Annotated in this window: 18 protein-coding genes; 7 read left to right on the top strand and 11 right to left on the bottom strand. The window is 51.5% G+C overall.

Annotation, left to right across the window (positions count from 1 at the left end):
• Positions 1-84 precede the first annotated feature (84 nt).
• Positions 85-567, bottom strand: a complete 483-nt coding sequence (gene rimP, locus H144_RS0121935) for a ribosome maturation factor RimP (protein WP_019944263.1) — start codon at positions 565-567, stop codon at positions 85-87.
• 168 nt (positions 568-735) lie between these two features.
• Here rimP and H144_RS0121930 point away from each other — a divergent pair, with 168 nt between their 5' ends.
• Positions 736-1,818, top strand: coding sequence for an endonuclease/exonuclease/phosphatase family protein (locus tag H144_RS0121930; protein WP_019944262.1), 1,083 nt, complete (start codon positions 736-738; stop codon positions 1,816-1,818).
• A 26-nt stretch (positions 1,819-1,844) separates the two neighbouring features.
• Here H144_RS0121930 and H144_RS0121925 read toward each other — a convergent pair whose 3' ends face one another.
• Together H144_RS0121925 and H144_RS0121920 are read right to left on the bottom strand one after the other, a co-directional pair.
• Complete coding sequence (locus tag H144_RS0121925) at positions 1,845-2,201, bottom strand: DUF4907 domain-containing protein (RefSeq protein WP_019944261.1); 357 nt, start codon at positions 2,199-2,201, stop codon at positions 1,845-1,847.
• Positions 2,198-3,238 (bottom strand): Kelch repeat-containing protein, encoded by a 1,041-nt coding sequence (locus H144_RS0121920; protein ID WP_026350903.1) that lies wholly within the window; start codon positions 3,236-3,238, stop codon positions 2,198-2,200. Before H144_RS0121920 ends, H144_RS0121925 begins: the two co-directional genes overlap by 4 nt.
• Before the next feature lie 450 nt (positions 3,239-3,688).
• Here H144_RS0121920 and H144_RS0121915 point away from each other — a divergent pair, with 450 nt between their 5' ends.
• Positions 3,689-5,089 (top strand): DUF4270 family protein, encoded by a 1,401-nt coding sequence (locus tag H144_RS0121915; RefSeq protein WP_019944259.1) that lies wholly within the window; start codon positions 3,689-3,691, stop codon positions 5,087-5,089.
• A 225-nt stretch (positions 5,090-5,314) separates the two neighbouring features.
• On the opposite strand, the gene H144_RS0121910 is transcribed toward H144_RS0121915, so the two are convergent.
• The 5 genes from H144_RS0121910 to H144_RS34625 form a co-directional block, all read right to left on the bottom strand.
• Positions 5,315-8,485 (bottom strand): efflux RND transporter permease subunit, encoded by a 3,171-nt coding sequence (locus tag H144_RS0121910; protein WP_019944258.1) that lies wholly within the window; start codon positions 8,483-8,485, stop codon positions 5,315-5,317.
• 39 nt (positions 8,486-8,524) lie between these two features.
• A complete protein-coding gene (locus H144_RS0121905) occupies positions 8,525-9,679 on the bottom strand; it encodes an efflux RND transporter periplasmic adaptor subunit (protein WP_019944257.1) in 1,155 nt (384 codons plus the stop codon).
• A gap of 66 nt (positions 9,680-9,745) precedes the next feature.
• A complete protein-coding gene (locus H144_RS0121900; RefSeq protein WP_019944256.1) occupies positions 9,746-11,110 on the bottom strand; it encodes a TolC family protein in 1,365 nt (454 codons plus the stop codon).
• 393 nt (positions 11,111-11,503) lie between these two features.
• Positions 11,504-13,201, bottom strand: a complete 1,698-nt coding sequence (locus H144_RS0121895) for a sodium:solute symporter family protein (protein WP_019944255.1) — start codon at positions 13,199-13,201, stop codon at positions 11,504-11,506.
• A complete protein-coding gene (locus tag H144_RS34625; protein WP_012779664.1) occupies positions 13,198-13,341 on the bottom strand; it encodes a hypothetical protein in 144 nt (47 codons plus the stop codon). The genes H144_RS0121895 and H144_RS34625 overlap by 4 nt, the downstream gene beginning before the upstream one ends.
• Positions 13,342-13,559: 218 nt before the next feature.
• Here H144_RS34625 and H144_RS0121885 point away from each other — a divergent pair, with 218 nt between their 5' ends.
• A complete protein-coding gene (locus tag H144_RS0121885) occupies positions 13,560-15,335 on the top strand; it encodes an alpha-L-rhamnosidase-related protein (RefSeq protein WP_019944254.1) in 1,776 nt (591 codons plus the stop codon).
• Between the two features lie 8 nt (positions 15,336-15,343).
• On the opposite strand, the gene rfbD is transcribed toward H144_RS0121885, so the two are convergent.
• The 3 genes from rfbD to H144_RS0121870 form a co-directional block, all read right to left on the bottom strand.
• Positions 15,344-16,210, bottom strand: a complete 867-nt coding sequence (gene rfbD / locus H144_RS0121880; RefSeq protein ID WP_019944253.1) for a dTDP-4-dehydrorhamnose reductase — start codon at positions 16,208-16,210, stop codon at positions 15,344-15,346.
• A gap of 59 nt (positions 16,211-16,269) precedes the next feature.
• On the bottom strand, positions 16,270-17,253 hold the full coding sequence (locus H144_RS0121875; protein ID WP_084599997.1) for a T9SS type A sorting domain-containing protein: 984 nt from the start codon (positions 17,251-17,253) through the stop codon (positions 16,270-16,272).
• A 177-nt stretch (positions 17,254-17,430) separates the two neighbouring features.
• Entirely contained in the window at positions 17,431-18,801 is a 1,371-nt protein-coding gene (locus H144_RS0121870; RefSeq protein ID WP_019944251.1) for a sugar transferase, read from the bottom strand.
• Between the two features lie 910 nt (positions 18,802-19,711).
• Here H144_RS0121870 and H144_RS0121865 point away from each other — a divergent pair.
• The 4 genes from H144_RS0121865 to H144_RS0121850 all read left to right on the top strand — a co-directional run bounded on the left by H144_RS0121865 (position 19,712) and on the right by H144_RS0121850 (position 25,455).
• Positions 19,712-20,449 (top strand): tyrosine-protein phosphatase, encoded by a 738-nt coding sequence (locus H144_RS0121865; RefSeq protein ID WP_019944250.1) that lies wholly within the window; start codon positions 19,712-19,714, stop codon positions 20,447-20,449.
• Between the two features lie 217 nt (positions 20,450-20,666).
• A complete protein-coding gene (locus H144_RS0121860; RefSeq protein WP_063826411.1) occupies positions 20,667-21,494 on the top strand; it encodes a polysaccharide biosynthesis/export family protein in 828 nt (275 codons plus the stop codon).
• Between the two features lie 49 nt (positions 21,495-21,543).
• Positions 21,544-23,916 (top strand): GumC family protein, encoded by a 2,373-nt coding sequence (locus tag H144_RS0121855; RefSeq protein ID WP_019944248.1) that lies wholly within the window; start codon positions 21,544-21,546, stop codon positions 23,914-23,916.
• A 210-nt stretch (positions 23,917-24,126) separates the two neighbouring features.
• A complete protein-coding gene (locus tag H144_RS0121850) occupies positions 24,127-25,455 on the top strand; it encodes a UDP-glucose dehydrogenase family protein (protein WP_019944247.1) in 1,329 nt (442 codons plus the stop codon).
• The last annotated feature ends 16 nt before the right edge of the window (positions 25,456-25,471 follow it).

Below are 25,471 nucleotides of genomic sequence, written 5' to 3'. Positions count from 1 at the left end.
ATGTTAAAGAATATTTGCTGATACTAAGTTATACATATTATATAATTGATCCCAACCCGGAAACGCGAATCCGGCATTGTGAAGCTATTTAAACGAGATTTCGATCAGTGCTTTGGAAATATCGGCCAGGCTGATCTGCCGCACCAGCGACGCTTCGTCCACCGGTGTTTTGGGCTTTTTCTTCGGAGCCGGCAGCTGGATCGTAATGCTGTCGTCGCCGGCTTCTGTCAGCGTTCCCTGCACTACATCCCCGCTTTTCAACGATATCTTAAGGTTCCTGCCCACGTTCTTCCTATATTGGCGTGGCAGCAGCAGCGGCTGGTCCAGCCCGGGAGAAGAAACTTCCAGTGTATATGCCTCTGCGAATACGTCCAGTTCTTCGAGCTGTTTCGCGAGCCTGCGGCTGATGGACGTGCATTGCTGGATCGTGATCCCTTCATCGCTGTCCACCAGGATGGTAACTTTCTGGCTCAGCTTGGACGGTTTAATGACAATGTCAACGAGAAAGCAATCTCCATCTTCCAGGAGCGGGGCCAGTAAAACTTCTAAATGTTCCTTTACGGTCATGTATAAGCTATACAAATAAAAAAGGGGATTTAGACCCCCTCAATCAATCGATCAAAATAGAATTGGATGCAAATATAAAACTATTTTATCATTTCTACAAACATAAACGGATGTCTTCCAAATCCATACCGATCCCCTATTTTTGCCAAAAAATGCTATTCTGAATCAATGAAGGGGATCAAGAAGTTTCTGTGGTTTTTGTATCAATGCTTTGCTCTTTATACCCTGCTGATTTACACGCTCATACTGCTGGTGCCGTCCGACGGCTGGCTCGCAGGCTTTATGATGATGTCCTTTCCGGCGGTCGTACTCGTGCACCTCATATCCATCCCGGTGTGGTTTGTGGCCGACAGAAAGAAGGCCGTGCTGCCGCTGCTGTTGGTCCTCGGAGGCGGGCTGTTCTATTCCCGTACATTCGGTTTTAACAAGGAAAAAACGGACATCGATACCGAAGGGCAGAAGAAGCTGTCCGTCATGAGCTATAATGTCCATGTTTTCCAGAAAAACGACGACTGGCGGACGGAGCGGGTACGCAAGGATATTCAGGAAATGAAAACCTGGATCGGCGACAGCGGTGCCGATGTGCTTTGCATGCCTGAGTATTACGACGAGGACGAAACGATCTTCGATACCGGGACTTATTTCAAAAAGAAGGGTTATAAAAACGCCGCCTATTTCTACAAACGCAAATACGGCAAAAGTTACTGGGGCCTGGCGATCCTCTCGAAATTGCCCATTGTGGCGGCGAAGGATACTGTGTTCCTGGCGCAAAACGGGATGATCCAGGCCGATCTGAAAGTAGGGAGAGATACCGTGCGTGTCATAGCGCTGCATCTGTACTCGATGACTTTGAGCCTGAGCAAACTCGTACACCAAAAAGAGATGGACGGCTTCAAGCGCGAGGGGCGCGATACGTACAGGCGTATGAAACACGGATTTAAAATGCGCTCGGAGGAGTACAAGGTTTTGCAGCAATGGGTGGACGAATCGCCGTACCCGGTGGTAGTTTGCGGGGATTTCAACGAGGTGCCGTACAGCTACATTTACGGAAAGCTGCGGAAGTCGCTGCGGAACGGTTTCGAAGAGAAGGGTAACGGCTTTGGCTTTACCTACAATCACCTGCCATATTTCATCCGGATCGATAACCAGTTTTATCAAAAGGAAAAACTGGCGCTGCTGGATTTTACCACATTTTCCCAGGTGAAGTACTCGGACCATTACCCGATCATGGGTACTTACATTGTCAAATAAAAAAAGGCTCCGGAGAGCCTTGATCATCAATTGTATTTCACACCCAAACTGTCGAGCTCGCGCGTGGAGATCGTCGGCGGGAATATCCCCCGGCCCAGTTTCTGCCTGACGAGCTCGCCGGTTTTCCGCGCATCCAGCTCGGTAGCGAACCCGTCTACGCCCGGCACGCCGGGAATGACCTTCTGCTCGATCACCGGCGTCATGTCCTGGCGGACCACATAACCCCAGCCATGCTCCAGGCGGATCGTTTCGACCTTAAAACGGGAAAGGCCTTCGCTGCTCTGGCTTACCTTTTGTCCTTTGAAGAACAAAAGGTAAACCGCTGCTGCGAAGGCCGTCGCCAGTATACAGATGATTATGATGCTGCTTTTCCTGCGGATCACAGATCGTCGTCGTCGTTAATTGCTTGTGTCGGATCGAAGCCCCAGAAGTCGTCGGTACCACCGCCGCTGCCAAGTGAGCTACCGGTTCCGAGGTAACCGATTTTGCCTACTACAAAACCACCTGCGAAACCTCTCTGGCTCGGGAATGATGCTCTTTCCGTCCAGCCGTTTGATCCCGGATCGTATTCCCAAACGTCGGATCTGCCTTCGCCGCCTACTACGTACGATTTGCCATCGATTACGAATGCCAACCCATAAGCACGTGCCGGGAATGCATCCTGGTCAAATCCGGTCGCGAAATCTACGCGGGTCCAGTTTCCGGCGCCGCCGTTGCCGGCAGGGTCGAAGCTGTACATGTCTTTAAATGAAGTTCCGGAGTTGCTTTTACCGAAACCTACATAAGCCGTGCTGCCGATCGTGAAGGAAATGGCGCCGGTTCTCTTACCACCTTTGAAAGTGGCCATTTCGGTCCATTTGTCGGTGGTAGGGTTATACTCGTAGAAATCCTGGTAGAAGTTGCTGGCGTTGAAACCGAGACCTACATACGCTCTGTCGTTCACGACGAATGATGTAGCGAACTGACGGGTACCGCCACCGAAGTCGGCGATCGCTTTCCATTTGTTGGTAGCAGGATCGTATTCGAAATAATCTTTTTTGTAGCCGTTATCGACGGTCAATACGCCGTCATAACCACCGCCTACGTATGCTTTGCCTTTCAGCACGAATGCCGTGGCGTTGTTCCGGCCGGTTCCGGGGAATGGAGTTATTTGAGACCAGGTTTGTCTTTCGGCATTGTAAGCCCAAAAATCTTTCACCCTGGCAACTGTTTCGTTTGTGTAACCTGTACCAATGTATCCTACGCTGCCAATCACAAAACTCACGGCATTGGTACGAATCGATCCTCCGAAGCTTGGCAAATCCTTTCTGAACCAGTTTCCGAGCTTTTCGGCATCATCGTCTTTGCTGCAGCTCATCTGAACCAACGCGCTGGAAGCGACAAGAAGGGCTAACGAAGTCTTTTTTAAGGTATTAAACATGAAATTATAGTTTGACGAATTGTTACAAATGAGTATTGGGTAATAATAGGGCCCGGTTTACCCGGAAGCTAAATTTTTTGCAAACATAACATCTTGATACTGCTAAGTAAAATAATCAGAAATTTTTTGTCCAAAACTTTAATCGGTCAGTTACTTTCAACGCGTATCGGGTTACATTGTTGCGCTGCAACCGCCGCGTATCCATCACAGGATGCATTCCAACCCCGAATGGTTTAAAATAGTCACCCCACTTTTACGTTTCTTTTCATGTTTGCCACTAATCGGGTGCCGGTGGCGTAAGTGTTGAAAAGCCTTTGTTAACTCTTACGTGCCCATTCCGTTTTTTGTTGCAAACCGGATTTTACTTTCTTATTTGTCCGAAATCGTTCAATCATGTTGTAATTAAGAATGCAACTGATATTTTTGCACTTTTTACTGTTCTTGCTCTAAATGAAATTTAAGTCATATTCCTTCGGGAGGTCGTCGACAGTCAATAAGCTTCTGATCATTATTGGGTTTGCTTTTTCGCTCACAGCTTGTGAATGGGGGGATGAAATCAAATCCCTGTCCCAACCTGATCCGGACGATTTCGCCGTACTTACTTCCGATACCGTTACGATCAGGCTTTCGACCATCGGGAGCGACTCCATCATGACCGGCGGCTCCCCGCGGATGCTTTTCGGGACTTTCAAAGACCCATATTTCGGCAAGGTCCGGACCATGAACTTCTTCCAGGCCACCCGCGAAAGCGGCGTCAGCGTGGCGCAGGAAGCCGAATACGACTCGCTCATTCTCTCGCTCCGCTACGATAACACGTACAGCTACGGCGACACCACCAAGCCGATGAACCTGACGGTGTACCGCCTCCTTACCGACATTCTCGAAAAATCGTCGTACTGGAACCACAACACCACCGCCTATGACCCGACACCCATCGGAAAGGTGACCATCGTTCCCAGACCGACCACTACGAACCTGTTGAAAATCAGGCTTTCGGATACGTTGGGAAAGCAGATTTTTGCATTGGCTAAAAACAACCAGCTCACGTCCAATACCGACTGGATCAACCTTGTAAAAGGGATGGTAATGATGCCGGCGGCGACGGACAATGGCCCGGTAATCGGTTTCCACTGGGCAAGCACTTACGCGGACAGCTCGTCGGTTCAGCTGCATTACCACACGCCTTCGGTGAGCGAGTACAAAAAGGATTCGACGATCTTCCAGATTTCGGCCTCTTACAACCATATTGTGGCCGATCCGACGGGTACGCAGCTGGCGAAAATTCCTGCAAACAAACGGACCTCATTGCCTTCTGCGCAGTCGGCCAACGCGGCTTACATGCAGGCGGGCACGGGTATTATGATGCGCGTGGACCTGCCTTACCTGCGCCATTTTAAATACACGCAGTACACGGCTATTAACAAGGCCATTCTGAGAATCAGGCCGCTTCGCGCTTCGGTATCGAATATATTCCGCGTTCCGCCGATCCTCTACATATACCGCGTCGATCAGAACAACCAGTTCTACACCGACGGAAACGGTGCGCCGCTGCCGGTGTATATGTTTGGCGGTACCACACCGGTACGTAGCCGATACGTGAAAGATTTGATCAACAACGATGAATATTACGAATTCGACATCAGCTCCTACGCGACGGAAATCATGACTTCCGAAACCGGCGACGTGGGCGGTTTGATTATCAGAAGCAGCACATTCAGTTCCAGCGGATCGTTTAAGGATGCCGGTACGGAATATGCCCAGAGTGTCGATCGCCTCGTGGTGGGAGATCAGCAGAACGCTAATAAAGGCGTAGAGCTTTCTTTGTACTACACGCGTGTAAAGCCTAAGTAAGCATTTAAAATACACCAGGAAGGGGTAGGCATTGTTGCTTACCCCTTTTTTGTTTTCACCCGGCACTTGCCTGAAGCTGACCAGTGTATTTGAAATTACCTGCACACAGAGGTGAGCCCAGTCAGCGTATAGGAAACAAAATGGTACGTTACCCATTCACATAAAACGGCCCGGAGCATATGCCCCGGGCCGTTTCAATTGGATATCGATAGCTATCAATGTCTATCAATGCGCCGGAGCGCTTGCAGGATTGTCGGGCCGGGTAGGCTGGTGGCCTTTCTTGCCTGTGGCAATTTTCTCGATCGCGACGAAGAGTACCGGCACGACGAAGATCGCCAGGGACGTAGCCGCTAGCATACCGCCAAACACCGTCCAACCGATCGTTTTGCGGGATTCGGCTGCGGCGCCGCTGGCGAATGCAAGCGGCAATACCCCGAGGATGAATGCGAGGGATGTCATGATGATCGGCCGGAGACGCAACTGTACTGCTTCGAGGGTCGCTTTTACGAGTTCCATTCCGTTATCTACCCGTTCTTTGGCGAATTCCACAATCAGGATCGCATTCTTCGCGGCGAGACCGATCAGCGTGATCAAACCGATTTGAGCGTAAATGTTGTTGGACAAGTTCGGCAGGAATGTCAGCGTCAGGATGGAGCCGAATGCGCCGATAGGCACGGCAAATAGTACCGAGAACGGGATCGACCAGCTCTCGTAGAGCGCTGCCAGGAACAGGAATACGAATACGATGGAAATCGCGAAAATGGTCGTGGTACTGTCACCTGCCTTGATTTCCTCACTACTCATACCTGAAAATTCGTAGCTGTAACCGGCCGGAAGTTTGGCCGCTTCCTCACGCAATGCGGTAATGGCCTGCCCGCTACTGAAACCGGGCTTCGGCGTTCCGTTGATCTCCACCGAACGATAAATGTTATAGTGCGAAATCAATGCAGGGTTTTCAACGACTCTCGTGGACACCAATGCACTCAGCGGCACCATATTGCCCGAACGGTTGCGGACGTAAAACTTCTGGATATTGTCGAGCGAGGCGCGGAAACTGCTGTCGGCCTGCACCATCACGCGGAAGTTACGTCCGTAGAGGTTGAAGTCGTTCACATAGGAGCTACCGAGCAATGTCGAGAGCGAGTTGAACACATCATTAACCTGAACGCCCAGTTTTTTCGTTTTGTCGCGGTCCACATCGATCTGGTAACTTGGCGTCCTTGCATTAAAGAAGGTATAGGCCATCGCGATTTCGGGGCGCTTGTTGACCCTGCCCAAAAACTCGCGCACCACGCCTTCGAACTGCTGGATATTGTCCGTACTGGTCGATTGCTGCAACTGGAAGGTAAAACCGGACGTCGCACCCAGGCCGGGGATCGCCGGCGGCGCAATGGCCAGTACGCGTGCTTCCTTGATGTCGCCCGTGCGTTTCTGGATTTCCTTGATCACGGCCTGTACGTGGTGCTCGGCGCCTTTCCGGTCGGCCCACGGGTGCAGGTTCACGAACATGGTACCGGTGTTGGATTTGTTAGAGAATGAAATGATGTTCAAACCGGCCAGACCACCCACCACGCGTACTTCGGGAATCGAAGAAACGCGCTCCATAATGTCCTTGATCATTGCGATGTTACGCGAGGTAGAAGTTGCTTCCGGCATTTCGTAGGTTACGAAAAGACGACCTTCGTCTTCCACGGGAATAAAGCCCGACGGTTTGTTTTTGAACAGGAAGAATAACCCCACAAAAAGGCAGACCATCATGACCAGCACCAGCGGCGTCGCTTTGATCCATTTCGAAACACCACGGGTGTAAGAGCGCGAAAGGCCATCGAACCATTTGTTGAAACGGTCGAAGAATTTTTCGAGCATATTCTTTTTATCATTCTCGCCTTTGGAAGGACGGAGCATGATCGAGCACAATGCAGGTGTAAGCGAAAGCGCCACGAATGCCGACAGCAATACCGATACGGCAATAGTGATCGCGAATTGCTGGTAAAGGCGTCCCACGATACCCGGTACAAAACTCACCGGCACGAATACGGCCGCCAGGATGAGCGCGATCGCGATTACCGGGCCGGAAATGTCCTTCATCGCCTGTACGGTAGCGGCTTTCGGCGACATTTTCTTGTCATCGATATAATGCTGCACCGCTTCCACCACCACAATGGCATCATCCACCACAATACCGATCGCGAGTACGAAAGCGAAGAGCGTCAGGGTATTGATCGTAAAGCCGAACGGTATGAAGAATATAAATGTACCGATCAGCGAAACGGGGATCGCCAGGATGGGGATCAGCGTCGCGCGCCAGTTCTGGAGGAAGAGGAACACCACGATCACCACGAGGATCATCGCCTCCGCGAATGTGTGCAATACTTCTTCGATCGATACTTTTACCACGGTGGCGGTTTCCGTCGGGATGACGTAATCGATGTCTTTCGGGAATGTTTTTTTCATTTCCGTCAGCGCTTTCATCACGCCTTCATAGGTTTCCAGCGCATTCGCGCCCGGAGCCTGGTAAATCAGCACGAACGCCGCAGGCTTACCGCTTACGAATGCGTTCACACCATAATCGAATTTACCCAGCTCCACACGCGCCACATCGCGCAGGTATACGACGCTCCCCTGTGCGGGGTCGGAGCGTACGATAATGTCTTCAAACTGCTCTTTGGTGTTCAACCGGCTGTTGGTGAGCACGCTGTATTCAAATGCCTGTGCATTCGGCTGAGGGTTACCACCCACGGTACCGGCCGCGATCTGTAAGTTTTGCTCGGCCAATGCCGCCGAAATATCCGACGGGGTCATTTTCAGCGTCGCCAGCTTCTCCGGGTTCAGCCAGATACGCATCCCGAAATCGTCGGCACGGGATACGATATCACCGACCCCTTTCACGCGTTGAAGGGCGTCTTTAAGGTAAATGTTGGCATAGTTACCGATAAACTGCGCATCGTGCGTGCCGTTGGGCGAGTAGAGCGCCAAAGCGATCATAATGCTCGGCTGGCGTTTCCGTACCGTCAGACCGAGGCGTTTTACCGCATCGGGAAGCGTCGGCTCGGCCACGCTCACACGGTTCTGCACGTCCAGGGCCGCGATGTTCACGTCCGTACCCACGTCGAATGTGACGTTGATACTGCTTTGCCCGCTGCTGGTACTGTTGCTGGACATGTAGGTCATGCCCGGCGTACCATTAATCTGCGTTTCAATAGGGGTAGTGGTCGTCTGCTCGACCGTCTGCGCATCGGCGCCCGTGAATGTACCGCTCACCGTCACGGTAGGAGGGGTTACGTCGGGATATTGGGCAATTGGCAGGGTGGTAAGGGCTATCAACCCTACCAGGACCAGCACCACCGAGGATACTATCGCGGTGACCGGCCTTTTTATAAAAACATCTGCAATCATTTCGTACTGGTTTATGAAATAGTAAAAGGAACCGGCTGCTTATTTTTTCTGAGGTGCGGCGCCCTGGGTCGGTGCACCGGCCTGTGCAGGCGCGGCTTCCTGGATCACAGCCCCTTCACGAAGGTTCTGGACGCCTTCCACGGCAATTTTCTCACCTTCTTTAAGTCCCTCTTTGATAATGATATTCGGACCGATGGCCGTACCCAGCTGCACTTTGCGCTGCGTAACCTTGCTGCTGTCGCCGGCCACATACACAAAGAACTCGCCCAGCTGCTCGGTAACGGCTTTGTAAGGGATTAGCAGCGATTTCGCGCTGGCATTGTTGAGTACCATCACGGTACCGCTCATACCGGCGCGGAGCTGATTGTCCTTATTGGGGAACACGAGGCGGGTTTTGATGCTACCGGTCTGCGGGTCGACGGCGCGGTCGAGCAATGCGATCTTTCCATGGACGGGATAAACTTCCGTTCCGAATCTGATCGAAAAGGTCGAGTCGCTGGCTTTTTGCGATTTCATCAATGAAGTGAAACGATAAATTTCCTTCTGGTCCACATTGAAATCGACAGCCAGCTGGCTATCGGTCGACACCGTGTTCAGGATCGTCTGCCCGGCGGAAACCGGCGCGCCTACCTTCACCTGAGAAATACCGATCACCCCGTCGAACGGCGCGGTGACCTTCGTATAACGCACGCTCGTCTGGCTGGCTTTAATGCTCGCCTTGGCAGCGTCGACCTGCCTTTTAGCGACTTCCAATGCCGCGTCTGCATTGTCGACGAGTTGTTTCGCTACGGCATCGTTCTTTTCGAGCTCGTGGTAGCGGTCGGCGTCTTTCTGGGCACGGGCCATGTTGGCTTCCTGTACATTCAGGTTGGCCACGGCCTGGTCGTAATTGGCGTCGTAAAGCTGCGCGTCGATCGTGTAAAGCAGCTGGCCTTTACGCACGCGTGCGCCGTCCGTGAAATGAATGCCCGTCACAAAGCCTGTTACCTGCGGGCGCAGTTCGATTTCGTTCAGGGGCACCACGGTACCCGGATATTCGTCATAATAGGATGCTTCCGCGGATTTTACTTCCGTCAAAGTCACATTCACGGCCGGCGGAGCGGTGGGAGCCTGTTGCTGATCTTTTTTACCGCAGGAGAAGATCGTCAGTGCGAGCAGGGCAGCGGGATAATATTTGGTTGTATTTAAAAACATATCATTAAAATATTTTCTAATGGAAGCAGGAGTTAAGTGTGGTCGCAGACGCGTGTCGGCTAAACCTTATTGGACATTGATCTGTCCGAGAGCTTTCTGAACATCGATTTTGCTCGCCAGCACCAGGTACAATGCATTATAATAGTTGATACGCGCCAGTCGCAGGTCGGTTTCGGAAGTCACCACTTCGAGGTAGGTTTTGATCCCCGATTTGTATTGCAGCTGCAATACATCGTACACCTCACGCGCCAGTTCGACATTCTCTTTTTGAGCAAGCAGGTTCGTAAGGTTTCCTTTGTAGTTCGCCAACGCGGCCGCATATTCCGAGTTCACATTGTTTTGCAGGCCTTTCAGGTCCCAGTCGAGGCGTTTGAGCTGCCATTCCGCCTGGCGGGTGTTGGCTTTGCGTTTTCCTCCCTGGTAGATAGGCAGCGACAATGTCAGCAGGCCGAATGAGTTGGGATAATTCTTGTTGTAAAGGTCTGTAAACTGGTTGTTCTGAAAGTTGAGGTTATAGGCACCGTTCAGCGACAGGTTGGGCAGGTAGCTCCATTTGTTGTAGGTCACGTTGGCCTCTGCCAACTTTTTCTGCGTTGCAAGGATCTGGTATTCGATGCGCGCGTTCAGGTCTACGTTCTGCAAAGTGTCCAGGCTGATTTCCCGTTCCATTTGCAGGGTATCGTAGCTGATCTGCAATGCCTTGGTAAGCGGATAGCCCATGAGCGTTTTCAGGTATTCGAGCTTCGCCTTCAACACCTCCTCGTTGCTCTTCCGGTTGGCGCGGGTGTTGTTCAGCGAAATCGTCGCCCGTTTGTAGTCGATCTTGTCGGTAATGCCCGATTTGTACTGATTTTGGGCGTCTTTGAGGCTGCGTTCGAGGCGGATAATGTCCTCGTCGGCGACTTTGATCTGCTGCGTCGTGGCCAGTACGTCGTAGAATGCTTTGGAAACATTCACCGCCAGGTCCGTTTTGTTGTTTACCGTGTTCTGGCCGGCTGCGAACAGCACGTCGGCGCGGGTACGTCTGGCGAGCAGCACATCGCGGTTAAAGATTTGCTGCGACAATGTGAACTGCGCGGCAGAAACGTTGCTCACGCCCAGCTTCACGGGGTTACCGGCGATAATGCTCGTCTGAACAATAAAGTTATGCTGCAAATTGTAGTTGAAGCCGATCTGCGGGTACCAGTCGGCTAGTTTGGCGCGGACCTGGTTAGCGGTAATCTGCTCGTCGATCAGTGATTGCTGGATCACTGGCTGGTTTTTAATGGCGTAGGCAACCACGTCCTGTAACGTTGCCTGCTCCAAGACCGGCGCTTCCCGGTTACTGTCCTGAATGCCCTGTGCGAGGGCGGTACTGAGCAAGTTCAATAAAAGGAATGCCGAGCTAAGCGCCAAACGCGTTGTTTTTTGTGGCTTAGACCAATACTTCATGTAGGTGACAATTAGATTTGGATAGAGAGAAATGTGTTTCAGCCTGATGATGAAAACAGGTGACCAATTGGAAAAAAGAAAGATGAGGCGTCAACTATCCGTCGAAAAAAACGGGGATGTGACGCCGGAAAGGAAAAGATCAAGCGGCGTGAGCATGGCCAATAGGTTTAAGATATTTTGTAAACAATCGGTGACATGACCCGTCTGCGTATAAGCTATCCGGTTGTCCGATTGTACTTGTTAAGGATTTAAATGCGGGAATAGTTTCCTATATATTTGAAAAAAATGGGTAGGGGACTATACTTTCTTTAAAATGTTTCATTTTTAAAGAGAATTGTGCTTTCCTGTACAATTCCATGCTGCTCCCAATGCGTAAAAATTACGCATAAGGTATCAGGAGGTTACATGGTCACGCTGCGGCCATACTTGCTCGATCAGCCAGGCAAAGAGGATCACGAGCGCGCATCCGATCAGGTTCAGCCACAAAAAGGCCGTCAGATCGATGATGTAGCTGATGATCACGAAAATTTCCCCGATGATGCTCCCCCAGAACACGGCGCGGCTCCCGATTTTTTTGAAATAGAACGCGACGAGGAAAATCCCGAGGATCGTCCCGTAAAACAGCGAGCCGAGGATGTTGACCGCCTCAATCATGCTGCCCAGCCGCGAGGCATATTGCGCCACGGCAATGCAGAATATGCCCCAGAAAACCGTGGCCCAGCGTGAGGCCGCCAGGTAGTTCCGGCCATCCTCGTCCTTGCGGATCATTCTCTTGTAAATATCGATGATCGTGCAAGAGGCCAGCGAGTTATACGCCGAAGCTACCGAGCCCATCGATGCGAGCAGGATCACCGCAATGAGCAATCCCACCATGCCCACCGGCAGGTAATCGATCACAAATCGCAGGAAAATGTAGTTCACGTCGTTCGTGTCGCCGCCATTGGCTTTCGACAGCACCGCCGCGGCTTCTTTGCGCACTTCCTTCACCTTATTTTCCAGGTCGGCGAGAATATTGCGCGAAGCGGCAATCGCTTGCTGGTCGTCCTGGCGGATGGCCTCCGTGAGCGCCATCACCTGCGGACGTTTCACGGCCTGGATTTCCTCGTGTTTCTGTTCCAATGCCCGGTATTCGGCCGCATACTGCGTGGTTTTGACATTGTCTACGGCCGTCTGGTTGAAAAACAGCGGCGGCGTCGTGAACTGGTAAAATGCGAATACCAGCACGCCCACGAGCAGGATGAGGAACTGCATCGGTATTTTCAGCAAGCCGTTCATGGCAAGGCCCAGCTTGCTTTGTCCCTGCGAACTCCCGGTCAGGAATCGGCCCACCTGCGACTGGTCCGTGCCGAAATAGGACAGCTGCAGAAAAAAACCGCCGATAAGCCCCGACCATACATTATATCGGTTATTCAAATCGAATGTGAAGTCGATCAGGTTCACTTTGCCCATCTTTCCGGCTACGTGCAAAGCGTCGCTGAACGACACCTGTTCGGGCAGAAACTTTACCACCATGATCCCCGCGACGACCATGCCCACGGTAATGATCGCCATCTGCTGCAAATGCGTGTGGGAAACGGCCCGCGAACCGCCGAGCGTCGTATAAAGGATCACAATGCCGCCGGAAATGATGTTTGTCCAGGTGATATCCCAGCCCAGAATGGCAGAAAGGATGAGCGACGGCGCATAGATGGACAATCCCGTGGACAAGCCGCGCTGCAACAGGAACAGAAAAGCCGTGAGCGCCCGTGTGCGCAGGTCGAAGCGGCCTTCGAGGAATTCGTAGGCGGTGAATATTTTAAGTTTCCCGAATTTGGGAACAAATGTCACGCACAATACCACCATCGCCAGCGGCAGCCCGAAATAGAACTGTACGAAACGCATTCCATCGGTATAAGCCTGTCCCGGCGCCGAAAGAAAGGTGATCGCGCTCGCCTGCGTGGCCATGAGCGAGAGTGTTACATGGTACCAGGGCATGGATTGCCCCGCGAGCAGGAACGAGTCCATGGTATGCTTCTCGCGGCTGCGATAAATACCATAGATAACGACAAACAGAAGGGTAAGCGAAAGAACGATCCAGTCGAGTGTGCTCATTGAAAACGGGTCATAAATAAATAGAAGAGGACAATTTGCAATGCGAGCATGCCGATAAGAAGAATGTAAAGCTGTTTCCAGCTATTGACAAACGGGGGCAGCCCGTCGCGGTCCTGCGAGCTATTTTCTTTTATGATCATGGGTCGGGTTGAGCGGTTTAGTATTAAAAAATGGGCCGGGTATTGTACCACAAGCAAAAGTAGAACGGTTTTGACATACTTTTAGCATGTAAAAATGTTAACGAAGCGTTAACGGTAGCCATATGGGCAGCGAGCGGAAACAGGACAGAACAGGCTGGTTCGCTAATTTATAATTATTTATTTTCCAGGAATACTGCAATCCCCGACCAAAACTATCTATGCTGAAAAATTTCCAATCCTTCCTTTCACCGCTCTTTTGTATGCTTGCCGCCGGCGTGTTCGCCCAGGAGGTTTCCGGCCCCCGGCTCCCGCCCATATTCGATAACACTTACGAGGCTCAGCCGGATTCGCGGATCAGGCAGTACCTGTCGCCGAAGCGGATCGTGTGGATGTCCGACCGCAGCGGTACCAGCGTGGTGGATGCTTCCAGTTTGCTCAAACCCGGCGTCGGGCAGGCGGACCTCGTTCACAAAAATTTTGCGAAGCTTATCAGCATGGAAGGCGAAACGCCCGGTATTCTATTCGATTTTGGAAAAGAAATACAGGGCGGCATTCAAATTGTTACCGACCAGCCCTCGGACCAGCGGCCGATCCGCATCCGCATCCGGCTGGGCGAGTCGGTAAGTGAGGCCATGTCGGAGATCGACACCATCCGGGGCGCTACCAACGACCACGCTATGCGCGATTTTACCGTCCAGGTGCCCTGGCTCGGGGTAATGCAGGTCGGTAACTCCGGCTTCCGCTTTGCCCGCATCGACCTCGTGGACCCAGAACATGAACTGCAATTGAAAGAAGTGCGCGCCATTTTCGAGTACCGCGACATTCCCTATCTCGGCTCATTTAAAAGCAGCGACGACCGGCTGAACCAGATCTGGAACACCGGCGCTTACACCGTGCATTTGAATATGCAGGAATACCTCTGGGATGGCATCAAGCGCGACCGCCTCGTGTGGGTAGGCGACATGCACCCGGAGGTGATGACGATCAACACCGTTTTCGGGAAAAATGAAGTAGTAGCCAAAAGTCTCGACCACGCCCGCGACATTACCCCGCTACCGGGCTGGATGAACGGCATCAGCGCCTATTCGATGTGGTGGATATTGATTCACAGGGATTTGTATAAAAATCAGGGGGATCTTGATTATTTGCGCAAACAGCAGCGCTACCTGGTGGCATTGCTCGACCAGCTGATGGAGAAAACGAAGGATAATAAGGAAGCCCTCGACGGCACGCGCTTCCTCGACTGGCCTTCGAGCGAAAACCCGCAGGGCATTCACGCGGGCCTGCAGGCGATGATGATCATGACGCTCGAAGCCGGGGCGGAGCTTTGCCAGATCCTGGACGAACCTGCGCAGGCCACGCGCTGCAAAACGATGGCGACGCAAATGAAAATGTACGTGCCCGATGCCAATGGCTCCAAACAAGCGGCCGCATTAATGGCCCTGGCCGGGTTGATGCCCGCGGAAAAAGCCAATTCGGAGGTGATCGCCGTGGGCGACTGCGAGCGGTTCTCGACATTCTACGGATATTATATGCTGCAGGCCAAAGCGAAGGCGAGGGATTACGAAGGCGCATTGAACTGCATACGTAACTATTGGGGCGGCATGCTCGATATGGGTGCTACCACTTTCTGGGAAGATTTCGACCTGGCGTGGACGAAGAACGCCGCGCCGATCGACGAGCTGGTACCCGACGGCAAAGACGACATTCACGGTGATTTCGGGGCATATTGTTACAAAAAGCTGCGCCACAGCCTTTGCCACGGATGGGCGTCGGGGCCTACCTCATGGCTTTCGGAGCATGTGCTGGGGGTGAGTATCGTGGAGCCGGGCTGCAAGGCGATCCGCATTCAGCCCAACCTCGGCGATCTGCAATGGGTAGAAGGCACTTATCCAACCCCGATGGGCGTGGTGAAAATCCGCCATGAAAAACAAGCGAACGGCACCATTAAATCATCCGTCGATGCGCCCAAAGGTGTGAAAGTTTTGCGTTGATCAAAGGCCTAGCTGACGGTTTCGTTGATCAGCCGGTCGATGCAAACGCCGAGGCTGTCGCGCCAGTAGGGAATGGCCAGGTCGAACGTCGTTTTGATTTTCGACTTGTCCATGACCGAATAGGCGGGCCGCACGGCGCGGGTCACGTATTCCGATGTTTTTACGGGATTCAGTTTCACCGTTGTTTCACTCAGGTCGAAAACGGCCTTCGCAAAATCAAACCAGGAAGTAACGCCTTCGTTGCTGTAATGATAGATGCCGTAGGCTGCATTTTCGGATCCGATGATGTCCAGGATCGTGTTCGCCAGGTCGATCGCGTAGGTAGGGGAGCCCACCTGGTCGACGATCACGCCCAGCTGCTCGCGCTCACGGCCCAGGCGCAGCATGGTTTTGACGAAATTATTGCCAAACTCCGAATACAGCCAGCTCGTACGAATAGTATAATGCTCCGGCAGGATTTCGCTGATCGCAGCTTCACCTTCCACTTTGGTGAGGCCGTAGATATTTTCCGGTTCGGCCGGATCGGTTTCAGTGAGCAGTTTGGGAACATTTCCCTTGAACACGAAGTCGGTAGAAATATGGACTAGCACGGCCTCGTGTTTTTTGCAAACCTCGGCAATATACGCAGCGCCGTCGCGGTTCACTTTCCGGCATGTGTCTACATCGTCCTCGGCTTTGTCGACGGCCGTATAGGCAGCACAGTTGATCACGTACCGGGGCTTTTCGGCTGTCAGCAATTGGTCGAGCAGATCCTTGTCGAGGATATTGGCGTGTTCTTCGGAAGGGAAGGAGATATCGGTAATGTTACGTTCCGTTGAGACTTTTTTTAGACAGCTTCCCAGCTGCCCTGAGGCACCTAATACAACTATTTTCATTGAGTATTTTTTGTAATGCGTTGGTTGCAAAGTTAAAGAATGCCTCAGGGACGGGCGTATTATTTGTTGATTATTATTTTCCGTGAAGTAGTTTTTCCTTTATCGTCTTTGATATTCACCATATAAATCCCGGCCGGAATGGCATTCACATCAATCCCGCGGCCGCCGGCCCCGCTCGCCGACATGATCCGCCGGCCATTCAGGTCGAAGATCGATACCTCGCTTACCGGCCTGCTGCCGCGCACGAATATGCGGTCGCGGGCGGGGTTTGGGAACACCGTCACACCGGTTTCGTCCAGGGAACTGTTTTCGGGTTTCAGCAGTTCGCTACCGTCGTTCAATGCAATGGTGCTGTCGGCTCCTGCCGCCATTTCGCGTGTTGCTGACAAGTCTGCCCCGAACGTATAGGCAATATAGGTGTTCGGGATAATGGCTGCCGTGGTGGTCATTGAACCGGCGCTGAGATTGCTCGCTCCGCCGAACAAGGATACCGCGTCTACGGTCGAGGCAATCTTCACCCACCGCGAGCCGTTCCAGCCGATAATGTACACCTTGTTCAGGTTGCCGCCCGGCGCAAAAGACGACATGGCGCTTTCGAGGTGCCACGAGAGCGTGATTTTTGTCGCCACCGTGCCGTTAATGTCCCAGTATTCGCGGTTGGAAACCTTGCCAATGTTGGCATCCTTACTCGTGGGCGAGAATGGCGCGCCCGCCGGCAGCGGCGGATAGCTGCCGCCTTTATGGCTTGTCGTAGTAGCAATGGCCGGGTTCGCGGAAAAATAGGCCCCGTGCGTGCCGTCGGCCGCTGCGGCAAACGGGCGGTACACGGAATTATCGCTGACCGGAAATATAAAACGGTTGCTCCCCTTCACGCTCACGTATCCATCCACCTGGTTGCCGGTAATCGTGGCCGTACTCGGATAACTCACCCGCCCGAAAGTCTGGCGGTCGGTCAGCAGCGTACGCCGTTGTGCATGCAGGCCCGTCATTCCGATCAACACCAGGCACACTGTTCCAAAAAATTGTAAACCCCTCTTAATCATCTCCTTAGGAATTCTATACTCTAATAACACGTTTTGTTACACAAAATTAGAATTTCTACTATAAATAAAAAAGCATGCCGTAGCGTCCTGTCAGAATGATTGCTGGGTGTAAAAGACAAAAGGCGCCATTTGGCGCCTTTTGTCTGCATTCAGGTTGTGGATACTGTCAAAGAAATTTTATTGGCCTCGTCCAAGAACCATTACTTGTACGGTTCTGAAAATTAGCTGGACATCGTCAAATACACTATATGATTTCAAATATTGCAGGTCGTATTTCAAGCGCTCCACGTTTTTCGCCACCGTGTCCGCATAGCCTACGTTGATCTGTCCGATCGACGTGATGCCTGGTTTTACGGTCAGCAGGCGCTGGAAATCGTGCGGCGCAGCTTCCATGAGCATGTCCACATCGTATTTGTACAACGGGCGGGGGCCTACGACGGACATTTCGCCTTTCAGTACGTTAATGAACTGCGGAAGCTCGTCCAGACGCGATTTACGCAGGATACGGCCGATCGGCGTAATGCGGGGATCGTCGTCACCTTTAGAATGCTGCAAGCCCATTTTGTCGGCATCGACGCGCATGCTGCGGAACTTGTAAATGTAGAACAACTCGCCCCACCGGCCCGAACGTTGCTGCTTAAAGAACACAGGTCCCGGCGAGGTGATCTTGATCGCCGCCCACACAAGAAAGAATACCGGTGCACCGAGGATCATCACGATCACCGAGAAGATCAGGTCGAATGCACGTTTGACGGTCTGTTCGTTCAGGCTTGAAAACGGTTTGGTATTGATCTGGATAATCGGGTACATATCATGGTACTCGATCGTCGCCATGTTGGTCATGAAGCCGCGGAAGTCGGGTACGAGGCGTATCTGTGTGCGCTGGCGTTCGCCGATGCGGATGATCTCGCGCACCTGGTCGTCGTTCATTTCGGAAAGGCAGCAATAAAGGTAATCGAGCTGCTTTTCCTTCACCATCGCTTCCAGACGGGCAATGGAGTTATTGTGTGCCGACAAATCGATGGAGCCCGAAAAACGGTAGCCCAGTTCTTTGCGATCGTTATAAAAGTCGCGGATCAATGCCGCCAGGTCACCTTTTCCGACGATGCCATAGCGGTTGTAGTTGTAGCCGGCCTGGCGGTAGAGTTTCAGGAACAGTACCGCGGCGGCACGGGCCGTTACCGCCAGCACTACGAAAAGCCCGTAGGTGAGCAGGAACTGGGTCCGTGAATAATCCTCACCCTGCTTGCTCAGATAAAGGAATGCCATCATGATCGCTCCGTGCACCGTCACCGCCTTGAACACATTCGTGATCTGTGTATTAAAGTGGTAGGAAAGCCGTGTGAAGCGGTAGGTTTTAAACAGATAGATGGTGAAGATCCAGACGAGGTTCGCCATCAGCAGCAGATTGACATACTGATTTTCAAAAACCGTCGTGACACCGTTATCGAAACGGAAGACGTAGGCGAAAAAGAACGAGAGGTTCAGTAAGACGACGTCCGTCCACAGGTGAGCCTTAGGCAGTAGCCCAGGATAGTGATTTTTCATGAGTATGTAACGTTGAGTATGTTGTACGGGGTGAAACAGGCTTCGACGTGTCGGATACGGCTTGGCAACAACTTTCATTGTCCCGTTCCACAAGTCTACGACTATTCTTCAAATATTTCAATAAGTAATGCGCATTAATTTTAAAAATGTCCAAATAGACGCGATTGAACTATAAAAATTGTTCGATATAACTATTTCTACTTTTTTTTGTTCTATTTGATTCAGGGCATTTCCGGGTGGTTTTCCGGTCGTGAATTCTGGCCCCGCCGTTTGATTTGAGAAACACTTTTGTCCAAAAATTGTACCAGCGGGGAGGAGCTGCCGGCGGGCCGATTGTTGCGGTTTAATACCACAACCTGCGGTGAATTGCAACTACACACCAGATCACACTTTGTAGCAGATTTTCACCAGTGGTACCACAATTTGCGACAAGGTGGTTTTCTGTATTAAAGATAGGCCAGCGTGGTAATTAGCAATGAAATGGAGGCATTATTTGGCATCGCTTTCTCCTCTGGAAGTGCCCTTTTTCCAATCTGGACAAGGATTCGTAAATGCTGGTCTGACTTTTGCCGGTAATTGCGATGGTACGGCTAAATAGGATTCATCCTTGTTTGGCTTCGTGCCGGAAGTTTCTCGGCGGAGATTCGTATGGGGAATAACGGCGGGGACTTCTACAATTTTTGAAAGGGTATTTATGACTAATTCAATAATTGAAGACGATAGACAACTAATGAAATAATCCAATTTTGAACTTTGAAAAATTATTTAATGTTTTTGGGCTCAGAAATGTACAACTTTCGATTGTTTTGTCTTAATTTTATCCAACTTTGTATTCGGTCACAAATTCCGGCTTGCGAAATTGGCTGTTTTTAACCCTCCGGACACGTCAAATTGCGCACCGTACCCACATATGCTCAACTGGTTATTTGATAAGAAAAAGAAGGAACAGGCAGACCTTTCCGAACTGGGGATGGATTTGCATTCCCATTTGATTCCAGGGATCGACGACGGCGTGGAAACCATCGAAGACTCGCTGATAATGCTCCGAAAAATGTACGACCTCGGTTACCGGCGCATCTTTACAACGCCCCATGTGATGTGGGATTGTTACCGGAACACACCGCAGGTCATCCGCGAGGGGATCAACGACGTGCGTGTCGCGGCGGTGAATGCGGGAATCGATATGGATATCAATGCGGCCGCCGAATATTTTATCGACGAACATTTTGTAGAATTACTGAACACGGGCGGCGAGCTGCTCACATTGCCTGGAAACAGGCTGCTGGTGGAGCTTCCTTACTCGACCAAGCTGATGAACACTTCGGAAACGTTGTTCCAGATCGTGGCGAAAGGCTACCGGCCGGTACTCGCACACCCCGAACGTTACACCTACTTTTACCAGGACCCGTCGATTTTCAAGAAGCTGTGCGACCAGGGATGTGAATTGCAGGTCAACGTACTTTCGCTCGGGAACTATTACGGAGAGAATGTGCACAAAATGGCAGACTACCTGCTCAGCAATGGCCTGATCACCTACGTCGGCACCGACGCTCACAAGCCGGCGCATTTGGATTTAATTAATAGAACCGATAAAAAGGGCTGGCTGAAAAAATATAAGTTCCAAAATATGAAACTGATGGAAGAGTAGGATTATACCTTGAATAAAATTCTACAAGACCGTCAAATAGCTTATAAACGTAAATAAAAAGTCTTTTTAATGCGTTTAGTCGTATTTTTAAACCGTTCACACGAAGGTTTCCAGCGTTAAGTTTAAATAAACACCCGTAATAGGTGTTTTTTATAACAAAACTATGAATTATATTCGTGCTCGGATTTGCAGAATCTTACTTACTCAACGTTAATACATGAATACACTACAAAAATCACCCGTTCGTTATTTTTTGCACTCTCTGGTGCTGGGCTTCCTTTTTATCAGCGGTTTTTCTTCCTGTATTTCAAACAAGTCAATTGTATATTTTCAAGGTGACTCGCTCCGCTACATCGCGCAGGACGTCACGCAGAAATACACGCCGGTGATCCAGCCGAACGACATTTTGTCCATCGTTGTCGGTAGCTTGAATGCCGAGGCCAACGAGATTTTCAACACCCCCAACACATTTACGACAGCCACCACCAACTACTCTACAACGGGTGGCGGTGCGCGTGTGCAGCCCCTTGGTTACCTGGTCGATTCCGACGGCAGCATTGAAATGCCGATGGTAGGCCGGGTGAAAATCGGTGGTCTCCGGACGATCGACGCCGCCGATACGATCCGTACCCGGTTGCTGAGCTTCCTGAAAGAGCCGAGCGTGATCGTGCGTAACCTGAACTTCAAGGTGTCGGTGCTCGGCGAGGTGGCGCGTCCATCCGTATACGTGATCCCGGACGAGAAAATTACATTGCCGGAAGTGCTCAGTCTTGCCGGTGACCTGACGATCTACGGAAAGCGTGAAAACGTAATGCTGATCCGCGAGGAAAACGGCAAACGCGAATACGCGAGAATTGACCTTACTACCCGGGAAGTGCTGAACTCCCCCTACTATTATCTCCACAAGAACGACATCATTTACGTCGAGCCGATCAAAACGAAGATCAATGCGACGGACAGAAATGTACAGCTCGTGCCGATCATTACCTCTATCGTAGCCGCCATCGGTACGCTGGGTATCCTGATCATCAATATCACCAAATAGGATTTCAGTGCCTGATTAGTTTCAGTAACACTTATTATACTCAACTGTTATGATCGATAATAAAATCAATGGAGTGCCGTCCTTTTTGGAGGAAGAGGAGCAAGAATTTAACCTGAGGGAGTACATCAGCCGGTATTTCAGGTACTGGTACCTCTTTCCGGTGTTCGTGGTGCTGGCGCTGACGGGGGCGTTCTTCTACCTTCAGATTACCCAGCCGGTATACAGCACCAAGTCCAGTATCCTCATCAAGGAGGAGAAGAGCATCGGCGGTTCGCAGGGGGACATTCTCACTGAAATGAGCTCCGAGTTCGGCGGCAACAAGGTGGTGGAGAACGAATTGGAAATCCTGAAATCACAAACGCTCATGGAGCAGGTGATCAAGGAGCTGGACCTGGACGTTTCCTACACCTCGAAAGACGGTTTGCGTACTGTGAACCTCTACAAGAGAAGCCCGATTACACTCACCGCCGAGGTAATCACCCCGCTGGGGCTGGAAGAGCCTTTGAAGATCCACATGGTGGACAGCACGCATTTCCGTTTCAACAACGAAGACAAGGTATTCCAGGTAGGCCAGCGTTTCAACAACGCCTGGGGCGCATTCGTGATCAACCGCGGCAAGGCATCCGAATATACCGATGTCGAAGTGCATTTCAGCGATGTGAAAGCATTGGCCGAAGCCATTCTGGGCCGGTTGTCGATCACGCAGCCGAACATCAAAAGTACCGTTCTCGAACTGACTTACGAGGATACCGACGTGCAGCGGTCGAAAGACGTGCTGAACAAACTTCTCGACGTGTACGTACAAGCTTCATTGAACGACAAGAACACCGAAGCGAGCAATACCCTGAAATTCATCGAAAACCGTCTCGGACTCATTACCGAGGAGCTGGGTGACGTAGAGAAGAATGTAGAATCGTATAAAACCAATGCGGGTATCACCGACATCAGCTCGGAGTCGAAGCTGTTCCTGGAAAATATCAAGGAAAACGACGCGCAGCTGAACGAGGTGAATACCAAACTCAGCATTCTTGAAAGCGTAGACAACTACATTCAGAATGCGGGCGAAGGTGCCGTTGCGCCTGCTACTTACATGATCGACGACCCCGTGTTGGTATCGTTGCTGACGCGTTTCAATGAATTGGAACTGCAAAGAGAGCGCTACGCCCGCACCACGACGTCGAAAAACCCGTTGCTGGAAACGATTAATACCCAGCTGGAAGGTACGCGCCAATCGATCCGCGAGAACGTGCAAAACCTGAAACGCGGGATGGCCGTGTCTAAACGCAACCTCGAAAACATCAATAACCGCTTCTCGGCAGGGTTGCGTGCCATTCCTAAGAAGGAACGCGAGTTCGTAGGGATCAAGCGTCAGCAGTCGATCAAGGAAGAGCTTTACCTGTATTTGCTCCAAAAAAGAGAAGAAACGGCGCTGGGGTATGCTGCTACTGTTTCGGATAGCCGCCTGATCGACGCGCCGGTGACGACATTCCAGCCGATCAAGCCGAAGCGCGCATTCATCTGGCTCGGCGCATTGGCAGGCGGTATCGCTATTCCGGTGTTGCTGATCAACCTGCTGTTCATGCTGAACAACACGGTACAGCGCCGCGAGGAAATTGAAAAGGTAACGCATTCGTCGATCCTCGGCGAGGTGGGCCTCATGAATACACCTGCGGGAGCGCCTGCTGACGATAATATTATCAAAATGACAAGCCGTACCGCGGTGGCGGAGCAGTTCCGCGCATTGCGGACGAACCTGCAGTACCTGGGCGACGGTACCTGCCGCATCCTGATGTTCACGTCGTCGATCGGTGGGGAAGGAAAGAGTTTTGTGAGTGTGAACCTGGCGGCAAGTTTGGCCTATTCGGATAAGAAAGTATTGCTGATCGGTCTCGATTTACGCAAGCCTACCTTGCACGAACGCCTTTCGCTGCCCAACAAAACCGGTGCTTCGAACTGTCTGATCGGCCAGGGTAACTACGAAGATTACATCCAGCAAACGGATGTTCACCCGAAATTCCACGTGCTGACGAGCGGCCCGATCCCGCCGAACCCATCGGAGTTGCTTAGCAATGGTCGCTTGCCGGTCATGCTGGCCGAGCTCCGCAAGGAATACGACTACATCCTGATCGACTCACCGCCGTTCGGTCTCGTGACCGACTCGGCCCTGATCGCCGAGCATGTGGACGCTACATTGTACATCGTTCGCTTCAATTACACGCTCATGGACCACCTGAAACGCATCGGTGAGCTCCACAAGGCGCGCCGCTTCCAGAACCTGTCTATCATCTTCAATGGAGTGAACTACGGCATCGGTTATGGATATGGCTACGGCTACGGCGGTTACGGCTACGGCTACTACAAGGAAGAAAAATCCGACAAGGCGGTCGGCAGCAAGTTGAAGAAGCTTGTCGGTATGAATTAAACCATGCAAATCCCCGGGAATTGACCCGTAATATTGATTCTCGGGGAATGTATTAGATATTTCATACTCTTTCGTAGTACTAGTTTGGAAATTCTTCAAAAAGTATTATTTTAGTAGAGTGTTATTGGCAGATAGTCAGAATGATCTGATCAAGAACTTCTAAGAATATTTATAAATTAATCAATTTACTCAACGTTATTTTTCTGCGTTATGAAAATCGCTGTAATCGGAACCGGCTATGTTGGATTAGTTACCGGAACTTGCTTTGCTGAAACAGGAAACCAGGTGACATGTGTTGACATCGACGTCAACAAAGTAGCAAGAATGCAAAAAGGGGAGATCCCCATTTACGAACCGGGCCTGGATGTGCTGTTCGACAGGAACATTGCCGAAGACCGTTTGAAATTCACGACCAACATTGTGGAAGGTATCGAAGGCGCCGAGGTGATTTTCCTCGCGTTGCCTACACCTCCGGACGAGGATGGTTCTGCCGACCTGAAATATATCCTCGGCGTGGCCAACGACCTGGGCCCGATTTTGAAAGACTATGCGGTGATCGTCGACAAGAGCACCGTGCCGGTAGGTACCGCCGAGAAAGTACGCGCGGCCATCGCCAAAAACGCGACCGTTGACTTCGACGTCGTATCGAACCCGGAATTCCTTCGCGAAGGGGTAGCTGTGGAAGACTTCATGAAGCCTGACCGCGTAGTGGTAGGGACTACGTCCGACCGTGCAAAAAAGGTGATGGAAAGACTGTACGCACCGTTGGTTCGCCAGGGTAACCCCGTGATTTTCATGGATGAGCGTTCGGCTGAAATGACCAAGTACGCAGCCAACTCGTTCCTTGCATTGAAAATCACTTTCATGAACGAGATCGCCAACCTTTGCGAAAGGGTAGGTGCCAACGTGGACGACATCCGTCGCGGTATCGGTACCGACAGCCGCATCGGAAAACGCTTCCTGTTTGCCGGTATCGGCTACGGCGGAAGCTGCTTCCCGAAAGACGTGCAGGCATTGGCCAAAACCTCTATCGACTACGGTTATGACTTCCGTACCCTGAAATCGGTAATGGCCGTGAATGCGGATCAGAAGAAGAAACTGTTGCCTATCGTGGAAGATTATTTCCAGGGCAGCCTGGCAGGCAAAACGATCGCCGTATGGGGCCTTGCATTCAAACCTTATACAGACGATATCCGTGAAGCGCCGGCTTTGGAAAACATCGAAGCATTGCTCGCAGCAGGCGCGAAAGTGACTGCCTACGACCCTGAGGCGATGGAAAACGTGAAGAAACAAATCCCTGATATTACATACTGCCACACGGCTTACGCAGCGCTCGACGACGCCGACGCGCTGATGATTTTCACCGAATGGCCGCAATTCCGTACGCCTGACTTCGCTAAAATGGGCAAGCTCCTGAAAGAGAAGGTGGTATTCGACGGAAGAAACCTTTATGAGCTCAACACCATGAAGGAGCACGGCTTCACCTATTACAGCATCGGACGCGAGGCGGTAAACCCGGTAGAAGAGCCGGTAGCCTAAGCTATCCGCACGGCCG

The organism is Dyadobacter beijingensis DSM 21582 (genome assembly GCF_000382205.1).
GTDB lineage: Bacteria > Bacteroidota > Bacteroidia > Cytophagales > Spirosomataceae > Dyadobacter > Dyadobacter beijingensis.
Note: the sequence above shows the minus strand (reverse complement) of the source record. Positions and strands in the feature narration are given on the sequence as shown.